The sequence below is a fragment of the Arsenophonus sp. ENCA genome, assembly GCF_002287155.1.
Classification (GTDB): Bacteria; Pseudomonadota; Gammaproteobacteria; order Enterobacterales; family Enterobacteriaceae; genus Arsenophonus; species Arsenophonus nilaparvatae.
In genome coordinates, this window is sequence record NZ_NHNG01000786.1 from 1 (window position 1) to 16,808 (window position 16,808).

Sequence of the window (16,808 nt, forward strand, 5' to 3'; positions counted from 1 at the left end):
TAAGCAACAACCCGGTCATTTTGAAATTGATACTGTATTTGGTAAAGATCAGAAGTCATTCTTACTGACTCTAGCGGATAAAGCTACCAAGCAGATTATTATCCGCAAGTTACCGAATAAACGCGCTGATACTGTTGTAGATGCTTTCCTTGACATTGTAGCAAATACCTTCTGTGACTTTAAAACTTTGACGGCCGATAACGGTTCTGAGTTCTCCATGCATAAACAGATAACTGAGATCACCGGTGCTAATGTCTTCTTTGCCAGGCCTTATCACTCATGGGAGCGTGGTTTAAATGAACACAGTAACGGACTTATCCGCCGTTTTTACCCAAAAGGAACGGACTTCAACTCAGTCACGGACAACGAGATTGCAGAACTTGAGCACATACTTAATACTCGGGGACGAAAATCGTTGGGCTATTTTTCTCCAAATGAAGTATTTTTAGCTCATCTAATGGCTGCATAACGTTTTATGGGTTTGTTGCGTTTCGACTGGGAATGGGCCATAATAATTTGTTAAAAAAAATTAATATTTTATTAATTTATATAGATTTATGCTGGTTAGCTATCTGAAAAAGGACTATTAATGATTTCTTTAAAAAATGTTTCTAAATGGTATGGACAGTTTCAGGTGCTTACTGATTGTTCGATGAATGTCAAAAGAGGGGAAGTTGTCGTTATTTGTGGCCCTTCTGGTTCAGGTAAATCAACATTAATAAAAACCATTAATGGCTTAGAACCGATTCAACGTGGTGAAATATATATTGATAATATTCATGTTAATGACAAAAAGACAGATTTGGCTAAATTGCGCTCAAAAGTCGGTATGGTATTTCAACATTTTGAATTATTCCCTCATTTATCAATTATTGAAAACTTAACACTAGCACAGATAAAAGTCTTAAACAGAGATAAAAAAACCGCTGAAAGTACTGCCTTAAAATTATTAGAGCGAGTTGGATTAGCTAACCATACCGATAAATTTCCAGCTCAATTATCTGGTGGGCAACAACAACGCGTTGCCATTACCAGAGCACTCTGTATGGATCCGATTGCGATGCTTTTTGACGAACCGACCTCCGCATTAGATCCAGAAATGATCAACGAAGTACTAGATGTAATGATAAAGCTTGCTAATGAAGGAATGACCATGATAGTAGTCACTCACGAAATGGGATTCGCTAAAAAAGTTGCTCATCGAATGATTTTTATGGACGAAGGAAAAATTATTGAGGATAGTAATAAAGATGATTTCTTTGCTGCTCCGAAATCAAAACGTGCTAAAGAATTTCTTGCTAAGATCATACATTAATCCCTCTATCCTTGTTGGGTGACAAAAATCGTCGCCCAATCGGCTAAATAATAATATTAAAATAGCGCCTAAAGCGGGCTACACTGACCATCTAACATGCTACCCTCTGAAACAACCCACCATTTGCATTAATAAAATTAATTTAACTTGATCGTTAAATATTTATCAATAGTTGTTGTTAGAGGCATTTATCCGCTATTCTATGCAGATCTAAAATAAACTATATCATTCGCGGCCAATGCCGCATTATCGCCATAGGAACATCGGTGTCATGCAAGAACAATATCGACCAGAAGAGATAGAGCAATACGTACAACGTCATTGGGAAGAAAAACAAACATTTAAAGTAATAGAAGATAATAACAAAGAAAAATACTATTGCCTGTCAATGTTACCTTACCCATCTGGTCAGCTACATATGGGGCATGTACGCAACTATACCATTGGTGATGTTATCTCACGTTATCAACGCATGCTAGGCAAAAATGTACTGCAACCTATCGGCTGGGATGCTTTTGGTTTACCGGCAGAAGGTGCTGCAGTAAAAAATAATACTGCTCCAGCGCCTTGGACTTATACCAATATTGATTACATGAAAAATCAATTAAAAATGCTCGGATTTGGTTATGACTGGAGTCGAGAAGTCACAACTTGTACACCTGAGTATTATCGTTGGGAGCAATGGTTTTTTACTAAGCTTTATGAAAAAGGTTTGGTTTATAAAAAAACCGCTGCCGTTAACTGGTGTCCGAATGATTTAACGGTGTTAGCAAACGAGCAAGTCATTGATGGTTGCTGCTGGCGTTGCGATACCCCGGTCGAACGCAAAGAAATTCCCCAATGGTTCATAAAAATTACCGCTTATGCAGAAGAACTACTCAATGATTTAGATAAACTCGATGGCTGGCCAGAGCAAGTTAAAACCATGCAGCGTAATTGGATCGGCCGTTCAGAAGGGATTGAAATTACCTTTGAACTGGCAGACATGGATGAAAAGCTAACTGTCTATACTACTCGGCCAGATACTTTTATGGGGTTGACTTATCTCGCTATTGCAGCAACTCATCCTTTAGCAAAAAGCGCGGCAGAAAAAAATGCTAAACTTAGCGCTTTTATTGATGAATGTCGTAATACCAAGGTTGCTGAAGCAGAAATGGCAACCATGGAGAAAAAAGGTATTGCCACTAATCTGTTCGCAATTCACCCGCTAACTAATGAAAAAATTCCGATCTGGATAGCCAATTTTGTGTTAATGGAATATGGTACAGGGGCAGTAATGGCAGTTCCAGGGCATGACCAACGTGACTGGGAATTCGCAACCAAATATCATTTACCGATCAAAGCGGTTATTGCTGATAATGAAGGCCAGATGCCCGATCTAAAAGCAGGTCCGTTGACTGATAAAAATGCACTGATTAATTCAGGCGAATTTAGTGGCATGGACAACAAAACCGGAGCCAATGCGATTGCCGATAAACTGGTTTCACAAGCTTCGGCGCAACGTAAAGTCAATTATCGTCTACGTGATTGGGGGGTTTCTCGCCAACGTTATTGGGGAGCACCAATTCCTATGGTAACCATGGAAGATGGTTCTGTCATACCAGTACCCGAACAACAATTACCTGTCATCTTACCTGAAGATGTGGTGATGAATGGCATCACAAGTCCTATCAAAGCCGACCCACAATGGGCCAAGACTAACATCAATGGTCATGCAGTATTACGTGAAACGGATACCTTTGATACCTTTATGGAATCTTCCTGGTATTATGCCCGTTATACCTGTCCTAATTATGACCAAGGGATGCTAGATCCAGCCGCAGCCAATTACTGGTTGCCTGTTGATCAATATATTGGTGGTATTGAACATGCCATTATGCATCTATTATATTTCCGTTTTTTCCACAAACTAATGCGTGATGCAGGCTTAGTAAATTCTGATGAACCAGCTAAACGTCTGTTATGTCAAGGAATGGTATTAGCCAATTCCTTTTATTACTTAGGTGAAAATGGACAACGAGTTTGGGTATCACCTGTTGATGTAACTGTTGAACGAGATGAAAAAGGTAAGATTGTCAAAGCAACTGATCAGCATCGACATCAACTCTCCTATACCGGGATGAGTAAAATGTCTAAATCGAAAAATAACGGTATTGATCCACAATTAATGGTAGAAAAATATGGAGCAGATACGGTTCGCTTATTTATGATGTTTGCCGCTCCGCCGGAACTTACCTTGGAATGGCAAGAATCAAGTGTAGAAGGTGCAAATCGTTTTGTTCGTCGTCTCTGGCGCACCGTTTTTGAACATACACAAAAAGGTAAAACAGCGCCATTAAATAGCACCAACCTTACGCCAGAGCAGAAAAACCTGCGGCGTGACCTACATAAAACCATCGCTAAAGTGACTGATGATATCGGCCGCCGTTATGCATTTAATACTGCGATTGCTGCGATTATGGAGTTCATGAATAAACTGACGCGAGCCTCCCATGATAGTGAGCAGGATCGAGCATTAATACAAGAATCTCTAGAAGCTATTGTGCGGATGCTATCGCCCATTATCCCCCATGCTTGCTTTATCCTGTGGAAAGCACTTGGTCAGCTAGAAGATATCGATAATGCGCCTTGGCCAGTTGCTGACGAACAAGCAAAAATAGACGATACTAAATTAGTCATTATTCAAGTTAATGGTAAAGTTCGTGGGCGTATTACTGTCGATATCAATGCATCACAAGATTCTGTGTTAGCTATGGCAACGCAAGAATATGGTGTGGCAAAATACCTTGAAGGTATGAATATCCGTAAGGTAATTTATGTGCCAGGCAAGCTGTTAAACCTTGTTGTCGGCTAACTTAATAAGGAGACCATGTGCGTTATTTAATTACCTTATTTCTAAGCTTAGCCGTGTTGATCACGGCTGGCTGCGGATTTCGCCTACAAGGTACGACGAAAATACCTGAAGAACTAAAAACATTAAGATTAAGTAGTGGTGATCCCTACGGCCCGCTAGCACGCGCAATTAGACAGCAATTACGCCTAAATAATGTCAACTTAATCGATGAAAATCTTCAGAATGTGCCAATTTTAAAAATAGTGGGTTCATCTGAAAACACCAAAACCGTTTCCATCTATCAAGACGGTAAAAGTGCAGAAAAACAATTAAATTTCTGGGTCAGCGCACAAATTATCCTCCCTAACGGCACTGTTTATCCGATAAAAACACGCGTCGAGCGCGCTTTCTTCGATAATCCGTTAGAAACACTAGCTAAAGACGCCGAAAGCGAACTTGTTAAGCAAGAAATGCGTGAACAAGCGGCTCGCCAGTTAATTCGTAAATTACTGATCGTTCATAGCACTATTCAGAATGAGCCAGAAGGATCTGTGGTTGTAGAGAAAGCGCTATCGGTAGACTCAGAATGATCCGTATTTACCCGGAGCAGCTAACTTCGCAGCTTACTGATAAGCTGCGAACCTGTTATCTGATTTTTGGCAATGATCCGCTTTTATCACAAGAAAGCATGGATAAAATTTGTAAAGTTGCTCAACAGCAGGGTTTTTCTGAACGTTATACCTATTCACTAGATACAAGCACCGACTGGGACACTATTTATCATCTTAGTCAATCACTTAGTCTATTTGCTAGCCGACAAATCCTGATCTTAATATTACCTGAAAGTGGCCCCACAACCGCCATAGCGGAAAAGCTACTTAAGTTGGCTGAATTATTACATCCTGATTTATTACTCATATTATGCGGCGGCAAATTAACAAAAGCACAAGAAAATAGTGCCTGGTGCAAAAAAATAGGCCAAGATGCAGTCTATATTAATTGTCTGACACCAGAACAGTCCAGACTACCTCAATGGATAAACCAACGAGCAAAAGCCATATCTGTTACCTTAGATAAACAAGCTAATGAGCTTCTTTGTTACTGTTATGAAGGCAACTTACTAGCTCTTAACCAAGCTCTTGAACGTTTATCACTCTTATATCCCGATGGTAACCTCACCCTACCTCGTGTCAAAGAGGCGGTAAATAATGCCGTTAATTTTACACCTTATCATTGGGTTGATGCGCTACTTGCAGGTAAAATTAAACGCGTTTGGCATATCCTACAACAATTACAACGCGAAGATTATGAAGCAGTGATTCTATTACGTATAATTCAACGTGAACTCATATTGCTTTTGACATTAACACAACAAAATAGCGATAAAGATTTAAAAAAATTATTTGATCAGCATAAAATTTGGCAAGCCCGCCGCCCTCTTATTAGCGCTGCGCTACAGCGTTTATCCATTCGCGAACTACAGCTTGCAATACAGTTAATTACCCATGCTGAATTACATTTAAAACAAGATTATGGCCAATCAATTTGGCCAAAATTAGAAACTTTATCTATGCTATTGTGCGGTAAATCACTGCCCGAGAGTTTTATTAATGACTCAACAAACTAAGCAAACAGCTAATTCTAAATCTATTCAAGCACTATTTGGTGGTACCTTTGATCCTATTCACTATGGTCACTTACTTCCCGTCGAAGCGCTAGCCAAGCAAGTCGGTTTACAACAGGTTGTTTTACTTCCCAATCATGTGCCACCCCATCGCCCACCACCTGAAGCAACCGTTCAACAAAGATTGGCAATGATAAAATTAGCTATCAAAAACAATCCGCTATTTAGTATTGATACCCGTGAACTTAAACGTAAAACTCCCTCTTATACCGTTGAAACACTACTCTCTTTTCGGCAACAAATCGGTAGGCAAAAACCACTAGCCTTTATTATCGGACAAGATTCACTACTATCAATCAATACCTGGTTTGATTGGCAAAAAATTTTAGACCTTTGTCATTTATTAGTCTGCGCTCGCCCAGGCTATAGCGCTTATTTTTCAACTCCATTAATGCAACAATGGCTAAAAAATCATCAAGTGCATGAGCCGGAAATACTCAGCCATAAACCTTATGGTGCCATATATCTGGCTGATACTCCCTTGTTAAATATTTCTGCAACTGAAATTCGTAAACGAAAACGTGATAGAAAAAGTTGCAAAGATATATTGCCACCTGCAGTTTTGCGCTATATTGATAAACATCATCTTTATCAAAATTGCTCATAATTAACCAATAAATATAAAAAATTGACAAAAATTCCCTTAAACTATTGTGAGTATATAAGGTGATTGGTAATATCTTGGCGCTTTTTATATTGCTGATGAAAATAAGGCATAATTTCCGATAATTTATCTTAAAACTAATTATAAATATTCAACTGGTTTTACTAAAAATTAGATTAAAATATAGATTATCTTATGCTTATTTCTTTCAACAGGATTTTATAACTGAATAAAATATAACATTAATATTTTTTATTTAACTTGAAATTAAAGGTGAACCTTTGCAAGGAACTGAACTCCAACAATTTATTATCGACAGGCTTGTCGATACAAAAGCGCAAGATATTCTCACTATTGATGTACGTGGAAAATCTAGCATTACCGATTGCATGATAATCTGTACCGGAACATCTAATCGCCACTTAACATCAGTTTCGGACAAATTAATTGAAGCATGCCGTAAGACAGGAATAATTCCTCTGGGTGTTGAAGGACAAGGTGTTTCTGATTGGATCGTTGTCGATTTAGGCGATGCAATTGTTCATATCATGCAAGAAGATAGTCGCCGTATGTATGAACTTGAAAAACTCTGGAGTTGAATTTGAAATTACAACTGATTGCCGTTGGTAGCAAAATGGTTGATTGGATCCAGGCCGGTTTTCAAGATTATCTTCATCGTTTTCCAAAAGATATGGCTTTTGAACTCATTGAAATCCCTGCGGGAAAACGTGGGAAAAATGCTGATCTCAAACGTATCATCGAGAAAGAAGGAGAACAGATGCTAGCTGCAGTTGGCAAAGGTAACCGTATAATTACCCTTGATATACCAGGTACAAGCTGGACAACTCGACAACTTGCTGAACAATTAGATCAATGGAAACAAGATGGACGTAATATTATTGGTGGCCCAGAAGGTCTTGCCCCTGCCTGTAAAGCAGCAGCAGAACAAAGTTGGTCACTGTCATCCTTAACAATGCCTCATCCTTTAGTTCGAATATTTGTTGTAGAGAGCCTTTACCGGGTATGGAGCATTACAACAAATCATCCTTACCATCGGGAATAACATATTTGTGTAGGTTATTAGTGTGAATGCGAAGAAAGAAACAAAAAAAAAGAAACGCACCCCTTTTCGCGATTACACCGCTGAATCTACTCTATTCATTCGTCGGGCGTTGATAGCTTTTATTATCATTGTGATATTAGCAAGTATTTTAATTGCTAATCTTTATCATCTACAAGTGGTTCGCCATGAAGACTACCAAACTCGCTCCAATGATAATCGGATAAAATTGGTTCCTGTTCCACCTAGTAGAGGTATTATTTATGACAGAAATGGGATTCCTCTCGCGTTAAACCGAACATTTTATCAGTTAGAAGTCATTCCTGAAAAAGTCCCTAATTTAACAGAGCTATTGGCACAATTGCGTGATGTGGTTGATCTCACTGACGACGACATTGCAAACTTCAAAAAAGAGCGTAAACGTTCACGCCGCTTTACCTCTATACCGTTAAAAACCTCACTAGATGAAGTGCAAGTTGCACGTTTTGCCGTTAATCAATACCGGTTTCCCGGGATTGAAGTCAAAGGTTACCAACGCCGTTATTATCCTTATGGCTCTGCTCTAACGCATGTTATTGGTTATGTAGCCAAAATTAATGATAAGGATATAGAACGTCTAGAAAATGATGGTCTACTAAAAAATTACACTGCCACCCATGATATTGGTAAATTAGGTATAGAACGGTATTATGAAAATATTTTACATGGCAAAACAGGCTATGAAGAGGTCGAAGTTAACAGTCGGGGAAAAGTCATACGCCAACTTCATGAACAAGCACCTCAGGCAGGCAAAGATATTTATCTCACTATTGATCTCAATTTACAAATTAAGATCAAAAAGTTGCTCACCACCAACCGAGCTGCCGTTGTTGTAACCGATCCTCGTAACGGAGAAATACTGGCGCTGGTATCTACTCCAAGCTATGACCCTAATCTATTTGTTAATGGTATCTCTAATAAAGATTACCAAGCTTTATTAAATAATCCTAATCGTCCGCTAATTAATAGAACTACCCAGGGATTATATCCGCCCGCCTCAACCGTTAAACCATTCATGGCGGTCGCAGCGTTAAGTGAAAACATTGTCACCGCCAACTCCACCATATTTGATCCTGGTTGGTGGCAGTTACCAAATTCCGAAAAACGTTACCGAGACTGGAAAAAATGGGGACACGGTAGATTAAATGTCGTTAGAGCCATTATCGAATCAGCCGACACCTTTTTCTACCAGGTTGCTTATGATATGGGTATCGATCGTATCTCCGATTGGATGCAGAAATTTGGCTATGGGCATTATACTGGTATTGATCTTGCCGAAGAACGCTCTGGCATTATGCCAACCCGGGAATGGAAACTAAAACGCTACAAAAAACCTTGGTATCAAGGAGACACTATTCCAGTCGGCATCGGCCAAGGTTATTGGACCACAACACCGATCCAAATGGCAAAAGCATTAGTGACGTTAATTAATGACGGCACGGTTAAAATTCCCCATCTACTTTATGGCACTAAATTAGGTAATGCTATGCTGCCTTATGAGCAGAAAGAGCATATCCAAATTGGTGATATTCATTCAGGCTTTTGGGAGTTAGCTAAAGAAGGTATGTATGGCGTTGCTAATGCACCAAATGGTACAGCACGTAGAAGTTTTGCCAACACTCCCTACAAGGCTGCCGTCAAATCAGGTACGGCGCAGGTATTCAGTTATGAAACCTATAATGCAAGTAAATTAGCTGAGCACTTGCGTGATCACAAATTAATGATTGGATTTGCCCCTTATCAAAAGCCGACCGTTTCCGTTGCTATTATTCTAGAAAATGGTGGGGCTGGACCGGCCGTTGGCGATCTTGTCCGCAATATTCTTGATTATGTTTTGCTTGGTAAAAAAACGATATCACAAACACCAGATACCAGTGTATATCCAGAAGAAGATCAGTAATATATGACCGATAAATCACATAAATTACCTATTTGGACGCGTTTACATATTGATATTCCAATGTTGCTGATTATTCTCGCCTTAACGATATACAGTGTCATGATCATGTGGAGTGCTAGTGGGCAAGATATTGATATGATGCAGCGTAAGCTGATACAAATCGCGATTGGATTTGTTGTCATGATTGTTATGGCGCAGATTTCACCGCGTATCTATGAAAATTGGGCGCCCTACCTGTATATTTTTTGCTTAATGCTGTTAATTTTTGTCGATGCATTTGGGCAAATCAGTAAAGGTGCGCAACGATGGTTAGATCTTGGCTTCGTTCGTTTTCAACCGTCTGAAATTGCTAAAATTGCGGTTCCATTGATGGTTGCACGTTTTGTCAATCGCGATCTCTGTCCTCCCACCTTAAAAAATACCCTGCTGGCATTGATACTTATCTTTCTCCCCACACTACTGGTTGCCGCTCAACCTGATCTGGGCACATCTATTTTAGTTGCTGCCTCCGGTTTGTTTATCCTGTTCTTAGCGGGTATGAATTGGAAATTGATTGCCATTGCGGCCACGGGCATCGCTTGCTTTATTCCTATTCTATGGTTCTTTCTGATGCACGACTATCAACGAGATCGTGTTATGATGTTACTCGATCCAGAAACAGATCCACTCGGTGCTGGTTATCATATTATCCAATCTAAAATTGCTATTGGCTCAGGGGGATTATTTGGCAAAGGCTGGTTACATGGCACGCAATCGCAATTAGAATTTCTACCAGAACGTCATACTGATTTTATTTTTGCCGTATTAGCTGAAGAACTCGGGTTAATTAGCGTAGTTATTTTACTGGTATTATATCTACTACTAATCATGCGAGGGTTAATAATTGCAGCTAATGCACAAAATACCTTTGGTAGAGTTATGGTTGGTGGCTTAATGTTAATTCTGTTTGTCTACATATTTGTCAACATTGGCATGGTTAGCGGTATCTTACCTGTAGTGGGTGTTCCTCTACCGTTGGTAAGTTATGGCGGCTCGGCATTAATCGTTTTAATGGCTGGATTTGGAATTATTATGTCAATCCATACCCATCGAAAATTTCTGTCAAAAAGCTTATAATCACGAGGTCTGTAATGCACTATCACTGGCTTATATTTAGCATTACTATAGCACTTTTAGCAGGCTGTGTTTCTCAAACTAAACAACATACCAATACGCCTATGGCGCCGGTACAAGATATATCAGGAGCAGAGCCGCGTTACGAACCTTATCATTCTGGCGCTAATAATGACTATCAACTTAATGGCCAAACTTATCAAATAGTAAAAGATCCTGCCCATTTCAGCGAAACAGGCTTTGCTAGCATTTTTGGCTCTGAAGTTATCGGTAAAACAACTACGACGGGTGAAAAAGCCAGCCCTTATGAGTTCACAGCTTCACACCCTACTTTACCTATTCCAAGTTATGCCCGTATTACTAATTTAATCAATGGCAGAATGATGATAGTCCGCATTAATGATCGAGGCCCCTATATAGCCGGTAAAAATATAGCGCTATCACAGGCAGCTGCCGATCGGTTAAATTTAATGCTAACAACACGTATTAAAATTGATCCGATTTTAGTTTCCCCTACCGGCACCTTAACTGGACCTGGCACGATTGGTGTTAATATTACCAAGCAGAGTTATGCCTTGCCTAAACCACCAAAATTAGAGACCCACTCCGCAAGCAGCAATCAATCAACAGCAGAAAATCACACTCACCAACAACCTGCTTTATCTCAATCAATACAATCAACAAAAATTCCTAGTACAGTATCAACCAATATGGTGAGTCAAAATAATCCTGCTAATCCGTCGTCAATGAAATCAGCAAGCGTGGCTACTGAACGTTATTTCGTACAAATAGGTGCGTTAAGTGATCAGGCTAAAGCAGCAGCATGGCAACAGTCTGTTTCAAAAAAGCTAAACACACCTGGGCGTATTCAACCATTTAATAATATCTACCGTGTGCAGCTTGGCCCTTTTCAAAATTCTAAAATAGCGGAACAAATACAAAACAAAATATTAATAGAATTAAATCAATCGAGCATTATCATAAATACCGAATAATCTATTGATTAATCAATAAAATCTCATTAGAGTAAAATAAAAAGCAACTAACCAGGCATCTCTGTTTCAGAAATAGTATATGACTTTTTAAGCTGATATTACGATGCCCACTCTATTAACATATTGCCAGCGGATCCCGTATATTATTATGAAATATGCAATTTTTTCCCGTTCTATCGGTAGCCTAATGCTTAATATTAGCCTTATATTTTCCAGCACTCTATTTGCTAATAGCAATAATGCTATGCAAATCAACGTGATCCCTTCTGCACCAAATATTGACACTGAAGCATATATTCTTATTGATTATTATTCAGGCAAAGTGTTAGCGGAAAAAAATGCCGATCAACGTCGTGACCCTGCCAGTCTGACTAAAATGATGACGAGTTATATCATTGGTCAAACAATTAAAGCAGGTAAAATTAGCATGAACGATATCGTCACTATCGACGAGAATGCCTGGGCCACAGGTAACCCAGTGTTTAAAGGCTCCTCGCTGATGTTCTTAAAACCCGGTGATCGTGTCTCTATATCTCAATTGATACGTGGTATTAATTTGCAATCTGGTAATGATGCTTGTGTGGCAATGGCTGAATATGTGGCGGGTGACGAAGCGAGTTTTGTCAAATTAATGAACAACAATGTTCAACGCCTTGGTTTAAAAAACACTCACTTTCTTACTGTCCATGGCTTAGATGCTGATGGACAATATAGTTCCGCACATGATATGGCGCTAATCGGCCAAGCGCTGATCCGCGATGTCCCTGAAGAATATGCCATTTACAAAGAGAAAGAGTTCACTTTTAATAACATCCGTCAATTAAATAGAAATGGTTTGTTATGGGATAAAAGCCTGAATGTAGATGGCATTAAGACAGGACACACTGCCGCAGCAGGTTACAACCTAGTTGCCTCCGCTACCGAAGGGAATATGCGACTCATATCTGTTGTATTAGGTGGTCATAGCAGTAAAGGCCGGGACACCGAAAGCAAAAAATTACTCACTTGGGGCTTTCGATTTTTTGAAACCGTTAAACCATTAGAAGGCGGGGTGGAGTTTGCCTCTCAACCGGTTTGGTTTGCTAATACTGATCAGGTAAAATTAGGTATTGAAAACGATCTCTATCTGACCATTCCCCGTGGTCGTATGAAAGATTTAAAAGCTAGCTATACATTAAACAATACTGAACTACAGGCACCATTAGCGAAAAACCAAGTTGTTGGCACCATTAACTTACAATTAAATAATAAGATCATTGAACAACGGCCGCTTGTTGTCTTGAAAGAGATCGATGAAGGTGGATTTTTTAGTAACATATTAGATTATATTAAATTGTTTTTTCAGCGCTGGTTTGGCTAAAGATTGAAAAATAACATTGCAACCTCCATTATGGTAAATATGTTCAATTTATAACTTAATTTTTTATTTAAGAAATATGAATAAATATATTATCTAAATCATATAACATTTAATATGGCAATAAGCGTGGTGGTAGTATTTTAGGAGAAGCTATGAAAACCAAACTGCATGAGTTCCTAGAGTTTCCTTGCTCATTTACCTACAAAGTGATGGGGCTTGCTAAACCTGAGTTAACAGATCAAATCGTTGAAGTGGTTCAACGACATGTTCCGGGTGATTATGTACCATCCGTTAAACCAAGTAGTAAAGGTAACTTTCACTCAGTATCAATTACCATCACAGCAACCAACATTGAACAAATAGAAAAACTGTACGAAGAATTAGCTAAACCAGAATTAGTTCGTATGGTGTTGTAGACACAAATTATTGATACGCTTGAAATTATAAACCCGAAGATAGCAGATTTTCCGGTTTATAGTTTCAAGCGTCACGCTAATACTAGCAAGAACAATTTATGCAGGTTATACTGCATAATTATTGCATATCCCTATCAGTGGCAGAAAAAGTTTGTTAAAAAAAACCATTATATTACGTCAATTTGGGCTGCATGCTTACCAACCCATTTCTGATGAGATGCATCAGTTTACTAAAAAACGCGTGGTTGATACACCAGATGAACTTTGGCTAGTGGAACATTACCCTGTTTTTACCCAAGGCCAAGCGGGTAAAAAAGAGCACCTACTCGCGCCTGGGAATATTCCAGTTATCCAATCTGATCGTGGTGGAAAAATCACTTATCATGGCCCCGGTCAACAAATAATGTATATTTTATTAGACTTAAAGCGTAATCAAATTGGTGTGAGAGAGCTGGTAACTACACTGGAAAATACAGTGATTAATACTTTATCCGAATTTGGTATTACCGCCTACGCACAGCGCGAAGCCCCCGGGGTTTATGTTGAACAAAAAAAAATATGCTCTCTCGGGTTACGTATCCATAAAGGTTGTTCGTTTCATGGCTTAGCATTAAATATTAATATGGATCTTGCGCCCTTCGAACGTATTAATCCTTGTGGCTATGCCGGCATGCAAATGACGCAACTAAATGATTTAGTCCCTGGCAGCCAGGTTAAAGATGTCGAGCCTTTATTAATAAAACATTTCTGCAACCTACTAGGATTTCAACTTGCAGAATAAGTTGTTATAATTTTTTTATAATTATTAAAAAAAAATTGAAACATGACATAAATAATGATCACATGTGATAGCATAAAATATATCTATTATTGATCCGCAGCAGGAACCTAATGGAACTGGCATAATTATGAGTAGACCAATTCAAATGGAGCGTGGCGTTAAATATCGTGACGCTGATAAAATGGCACTGATCCCCGTCAAAACAATAAGAACGGATCATACAGAAATTTTACCTAAACCTGAGTGGATGAAAATAAAACTTCCCGCTGATTCCAGCAGAATAAAAGAGATAAAAAACGCAATGCGTAAGAATGGCTTACACTCAGTCTGTGAAGAAGCCTCTTGTCCTAACCTCGCTGAATGCTTTAATCATGGTACCGCCACTTTTATGATTTTAGGGGCTATCTGTACTCGTCGCTGTCCATTCTGCGATGTTGCCCATGGACGTCCTAATGCTCCGGATCCTAACGAACCAGCAAAATTAGCAGAAACCATTAAAGATATGGGATTAAAATACGTTGTTATTACTTCAGTAGATCGTGATGATCTGCGCGATGGAGGAGCCCAACATTTTGCTGATAGCATTACCGCTATTCGAGAGAAAAATCCAAACATCAAAATAGAAACGCTAGTGCCTGATTTCCGTGGTCGTATGGATCGCGCCTTAGCAATTTTAGCCGCAGCGCCACCCGATGTTTTTAATCACAATCTTGAGAATGTTCCGCGTATCTATCGCCAAGTACGCCCTGGCGCTAATTACGAATGGTCATTACAACTACTAGCAAAATTCAAGCAAATGCATCCTGAAATACCGACAAAATCAGGATTAATGGTTGGATTAGGTGAAACTAATGAAGAAATAGTTGATGTTATGCGAGACTTACGCCGCCACGGCGTTACCATGCTAACCTTAGGCCAGTATCTCCAACCCAGTCGGCATCATTTATCAATAAAACGTTATGTCAGCCCTAAAGAATTTGAAGAAATGAAAAACGAGGCAATAGCAATGGGCTTCACGCATGCAGCATGTGGCCCATTAGTACGCTCATCTTATCATGCAGATTTACAAGCGAAAGGCATAGAAATTAAATGATAAATCATTTAATTTCATGCCAACATAAAAACCCGTCTCAATAATTGAGACGGACTATTATAAATTCTTATAGTAAATCAAATAGCGACAACGTTTATAGCAGATGGCCCTTTCTCCCCCTCAGTAATATCAAACTCAGCTTTCTGACCTTCGGCCAAAGTCTTAAAAACTTCGGTTGTAATAGAACTGAAGTGAACGAACACGTCTTTACTGCCATCTTCTGGAGTGATAAAACCAAAACCTTTTGCTTCGTTGAACCACTTAACGCTACCTTCAACTTTTGACATCAATATTACCTTTACATAAATAAAAACACACAGTTTGTGTCTTATATAGTACAGCAAAAATTATGCTTCATTGTCTACTACTAAGATCACGAAATTAATTAAAAACTTAAATTATCATTGTAATATAGGATAAAAACCTAAAAAAACAATCAAAAAAACCAATAATAGTGATTATAAATGTTTATTATAACATTTTTAGCCAATTTTTCGACTATTTCCATTCTTTTCATAATTTAAAAGCCAACTTTTTATATCTAACCCACCGCTGTAACCTACTAATTTACCATCATGACCGATAACACGATGACACGGAATAATAAGCGCAATAGGATTACGCGAATTTGCCATACCAACTGCTCTACAGAAATTAGCAGAACCTAGTGCAATTGCCAGTTCCTTATAACTCCAGCATTGGCCATATGGAATTTCACCAAGTTGCTGCCAAACTCTTTTCTGAAAATGGGTACCAGAAGGATTCAAGATGACAGAAAAATTGTCTCTTTCACCATTAAAATTGCTCACAATCTTTAAATTAGTACTTAACTTTATGTTTTTAAGCAACTTTGTTATCAGTGTTTTGAATTGTGCACGGAGGTGTGCACGCTTTTTTTCGAGTTAGCAAAAGAAACGGGCGGTATGCGTTTCATACCACCGTTACTCATTTCTTAAATCACATCTCTCCACATCTCCCCGGATCTCCCCACTTCCTGTGGGTGTCTCTACAGTGAGTTGTCCCAGATAGATCCAGTTTGTCCCAGGTAGATCCACATTATTTCGGCAAAGGTTGCGGCGTTGATGTATCGGCAAAGTTTGTGGCGCGGCGTTCTGCCCGCTCTTTCCGTATCGCATCATAAACCCGTACAACCGATAAATTAAAATTCATTGCGATTTCAGTAACGGATGGCCCACTTTTGTAGCTTTCGTATATCTCGGCACGTTTGCCTGAGTAGTCCTGATGTACTCCTTTAGGAAAATAAATAACGATTCCGCCAAAGTGCTTTCTGAGTTCATCAATAATCCACGAGTTTCGCACAAAACTAATTTGGGTACGCTAATAAAACACGGATGTGCTCAGCAATAGCATTTTTGATTACGTCCCAATTTTGTTGATAAAGGGTTATTTTTTCAGATATACGAGGTTTATGTTGTTCAAACCACGCAGAAATAGCGAGAAAAATATGATTTCTTTGCGCTCGGCTCGTGCGAGCCTGACAGCGTTCAATACCACAATTTTGTTTAACTTCTCGATGATAAACTTCAACAGACCAACGGGCATCCATGATAGATTTGACGTATTCACGGGTGGGATTCTCTTTGTTTGTTACTAT

The 16,808-nt window shown here is 39.0% G+C and carries 18 protein-coding genes and 1 pseudogene; 15 read left to right on the forward strand and 4 right to left on the reverse strand.

Annotated features, from left to right (window positions below; translation table 11 throughout):
- The 15 genes from CBG25_RS20380 to lipA all read left to right on the forward strand — a co-directional run.
- Positions 1 to 469, forward strand: a 469-nt coding sequence (locus tag CBG25_RS20380; RefSeq protein WP_290604496.1) for an IS30 family transposase, incomplete at its 5' end; no start/stop codon positions are given.
- A gap of 120 nt (positions 470 to 589) precedes the next feature.
- Positions 590 to 1,315: an amino acid ABC transporter ATP-binding protein gene (locus CBG25_RS20385; RefSeq protein WP_290608909.1), complete on the forward strand. Its 726-nt coding sequence runs from the start codon at positions 590 to 592 to the stop codon at positions 1,313 to 1,315.
- 271 nt (positions 1,316 to 1,586) lie between these two features.
- Entirely contained in the window at positions 1,587 to 4,169 is a 2,583-nt protein-coding gene (leuS, locus tag CBG25_RS20390; RefSeq protein ID WP_290608910.1) for a leucine--tRNA ligase, read from the forward strand.
- A gap of 17 nt (positions 4,170 to 4,186) precedes the next feature.
- Complete coding sequence (lptE, locus tag CBG25_RS20395; protein WP_290608911.1) at positions 4,187 to 4,738, forward strand: LPS assembly lipoprotein LptE; 552 nt, start codon at positions 4,187 to 4,189, stop codon at positions 4,736 to 4,738.
- Entirely contained in the window at positions 4,735 to 5,775 is a 1,041-nt protein-coding gene (gene holA, locus CBG25_RS20400; protein ID WP_290608912.1) for a DNA polymerase III subunit delta, read from the forward strand. Before lptE ends, holA begins: the two co-directional genes overlap by 4 nt.
- Positions 5,759 to 6,439 (forward strand): nicotinate-nucleotide adenylyltransferase, encoded by a 681-nt coding sequence (nadD, locus tag CBG25_RS20405; RefSeq protein ID WP_290608913.1) that lies wholly within the window; start codon positions 5,759 to 5,761, stop codon positions 6,437 to 6,439. The genes holA and nadD overlap by 17 nt, the downstream gene beginning before the upstream one ends.
- Before the next feature lie 278 nt (positions 6,440 to 6,717).
- Positions 6,718 to 7,035 (forward strand): ribosome silencing factor, encoded by a 318-nt coding sequence (rsfS, locus tag CBG25_RS20410; protein WP_290608914.1) that lies wholly within the window; start codon positions 6,718 to 6,720, stop codon positions 7,033 to 7,035.
- 2 nt (positions 7,036 to 7,037) lie between these two features.
- Positions 7,038 to 7,499, forward strand: a complete 462-nt coding sequence (rlmH, locus tag CBG25_RS20415; RefSeq protein ID WP_290608915.1) for a 23S rRNA (pseudouridine(1915)-N(3))-methyltransferase RlmH — start codon at positions 7,038 to 7,040, stop codon at positions 7,497 to 7,499.
- A 22-nt stretch (positions 7,500 to 7,521) separates the two neighbouring features.
- Positions 7,522 to 9,435: a peptidoglycan DD-transpeptidase MrdA gene (mrdA, locus tag CBG25_RS20420; RefSeq protein ID WP_290608916.1), complete on the forward strand. Its 1,914-nt coding sequence runs from the start codon at positions 7,522 to 7,524 to the stop codon at positions 9,433 to 9,435.
- A gap of 3 nt (positions 9,436 to 9,438) precedes the next feature.
- Positions 9,439 to 10,551, forward strand: coding sequence for a peptidoglycan glycosyltransferase MrdB (mrdB, locus tag CBG25_RS20425; RefSeq protein WP_290608917.1), 1,113 nt, complete (start codon positions 9,439 to 9,441; stop codon positions 10,549 to 10,551).
- 14 nt (positions 10,552 to 10,565) lie between these two features.
- Complete coding sequence (rlpA, locus tag CBG25_RS20430) at positions 10,566 to 11,543, forward strand: endolytic peptidoglycan transglycosylase RlpA (protein ID WP_290608918.1); 978 nt, start codon at positions 10,566 to 10,568, stop codon at positions 11,541 to 11,543.
- 148 nt (positions 11,544 to 11,691) lie between these two features.
- Positions 11,692 to 12,903 (forward strand): D-alanyl-D-alanine carboxypeptidase DacA, encoded by a 1,212-nt coding sequence (gene dacA / locus CBG25_RS20435; protein ID WP_290608919.1) that lies wholly within the window; start codon positions 11,692 to 11,694, stop codon positions 12,901 to 12,903.
- 152 nt (positions 12,904 to 13,055) lie between these two features.
- Positions 13,056 to 13,319, forward strand: coding sequence for a DUF493 family protein YbeD (gene ybeD / locus CBG25_RS20440; protein ID WP_290608920.1), 264 nt, complete (start codon positions 13,056 to 13,058; stop codon positions 13,317 to 13,319).
- 151 nt (positions 13,320 to 13,470) lie between these two features.
- Positions 13,471 to 14,100: a lipoyl(octanoyl) transferase LipB gene (gene lipB, locus CBG25_RS20445; RefSeq protein WP_290608921.1), complete on the forward strand. Its 630-nt coding sequence runs from the start codon at positions 13,471 to 13,473 to the stop codon at positions 14,098 to 14,100.
- 127 nt (positions 14,101 to 14,227) lie between these two features.
- Positions 14,228 to 15,193: a lipoyl synthase gene (gene lipA, locus CBG25_RS20450; protein ID WP_032116218.1), complete on the forward strand. Its 966-nt coding sequence runs from the start codon at positions 14,228 to 14,230 to the stop codon at positions 15,191 to 15,193.
- Positions 15,194 to 15,270: 77 nt separating this feature from the next.
- On the opposite strand, the gene cspE is transcribed toward lipA, so the two are convergent.
- From cspE to CBG25_RS20470, 4 genes and pseudogenes are all read right to left on the reverse strand, one after another.
- Positions 15,271 to 15,480, reverse strand: a complete 210-nt coding sequence (gene cspE / locus CBG25_RS20455; protein ID WP_290608922.1) for a transcription antiterminator/RNA stability regulator CspE — start codon at positions 15,478 to 15,480, stop codon at positions 15,271 to 15,273.
- 195 nt (positions 15,481 to 15,675) lie between these two features.
- Positions 15,676 to 15,993, reverse strand: a pseudogene (locus tag CBG25_RS20460) (methylated-DNA--[protein]-cysteine S-methyltransferase); the annotation flags it as partial.
- 256 nt (positions 15,994 to 16,249) lie between these two features.
- Positions 16,250 to 16,513 carry a Mor transcription activator family protein gene (locus CBG25_RS20465; protein ID WP_290608923.1) on the reverse strand — a complete coding sequence of 88 codons (264 nt, stop codon included), beginning with the start codon at positions 16,511 to 16,513 and terminating at the stop codon, positions 16,250 to 16,252.
- A 4-nt stretch (positions 16,514 to 16,517) separates the two neighbouring features.
- A partial coding sequence (locus tag CBG25_RS20470; RefSeq protein WP_290608924.1) for a transposase occupies positions 16,518 to 16,808 on the reverse strand: 291 nt, incomplete at its 5' end.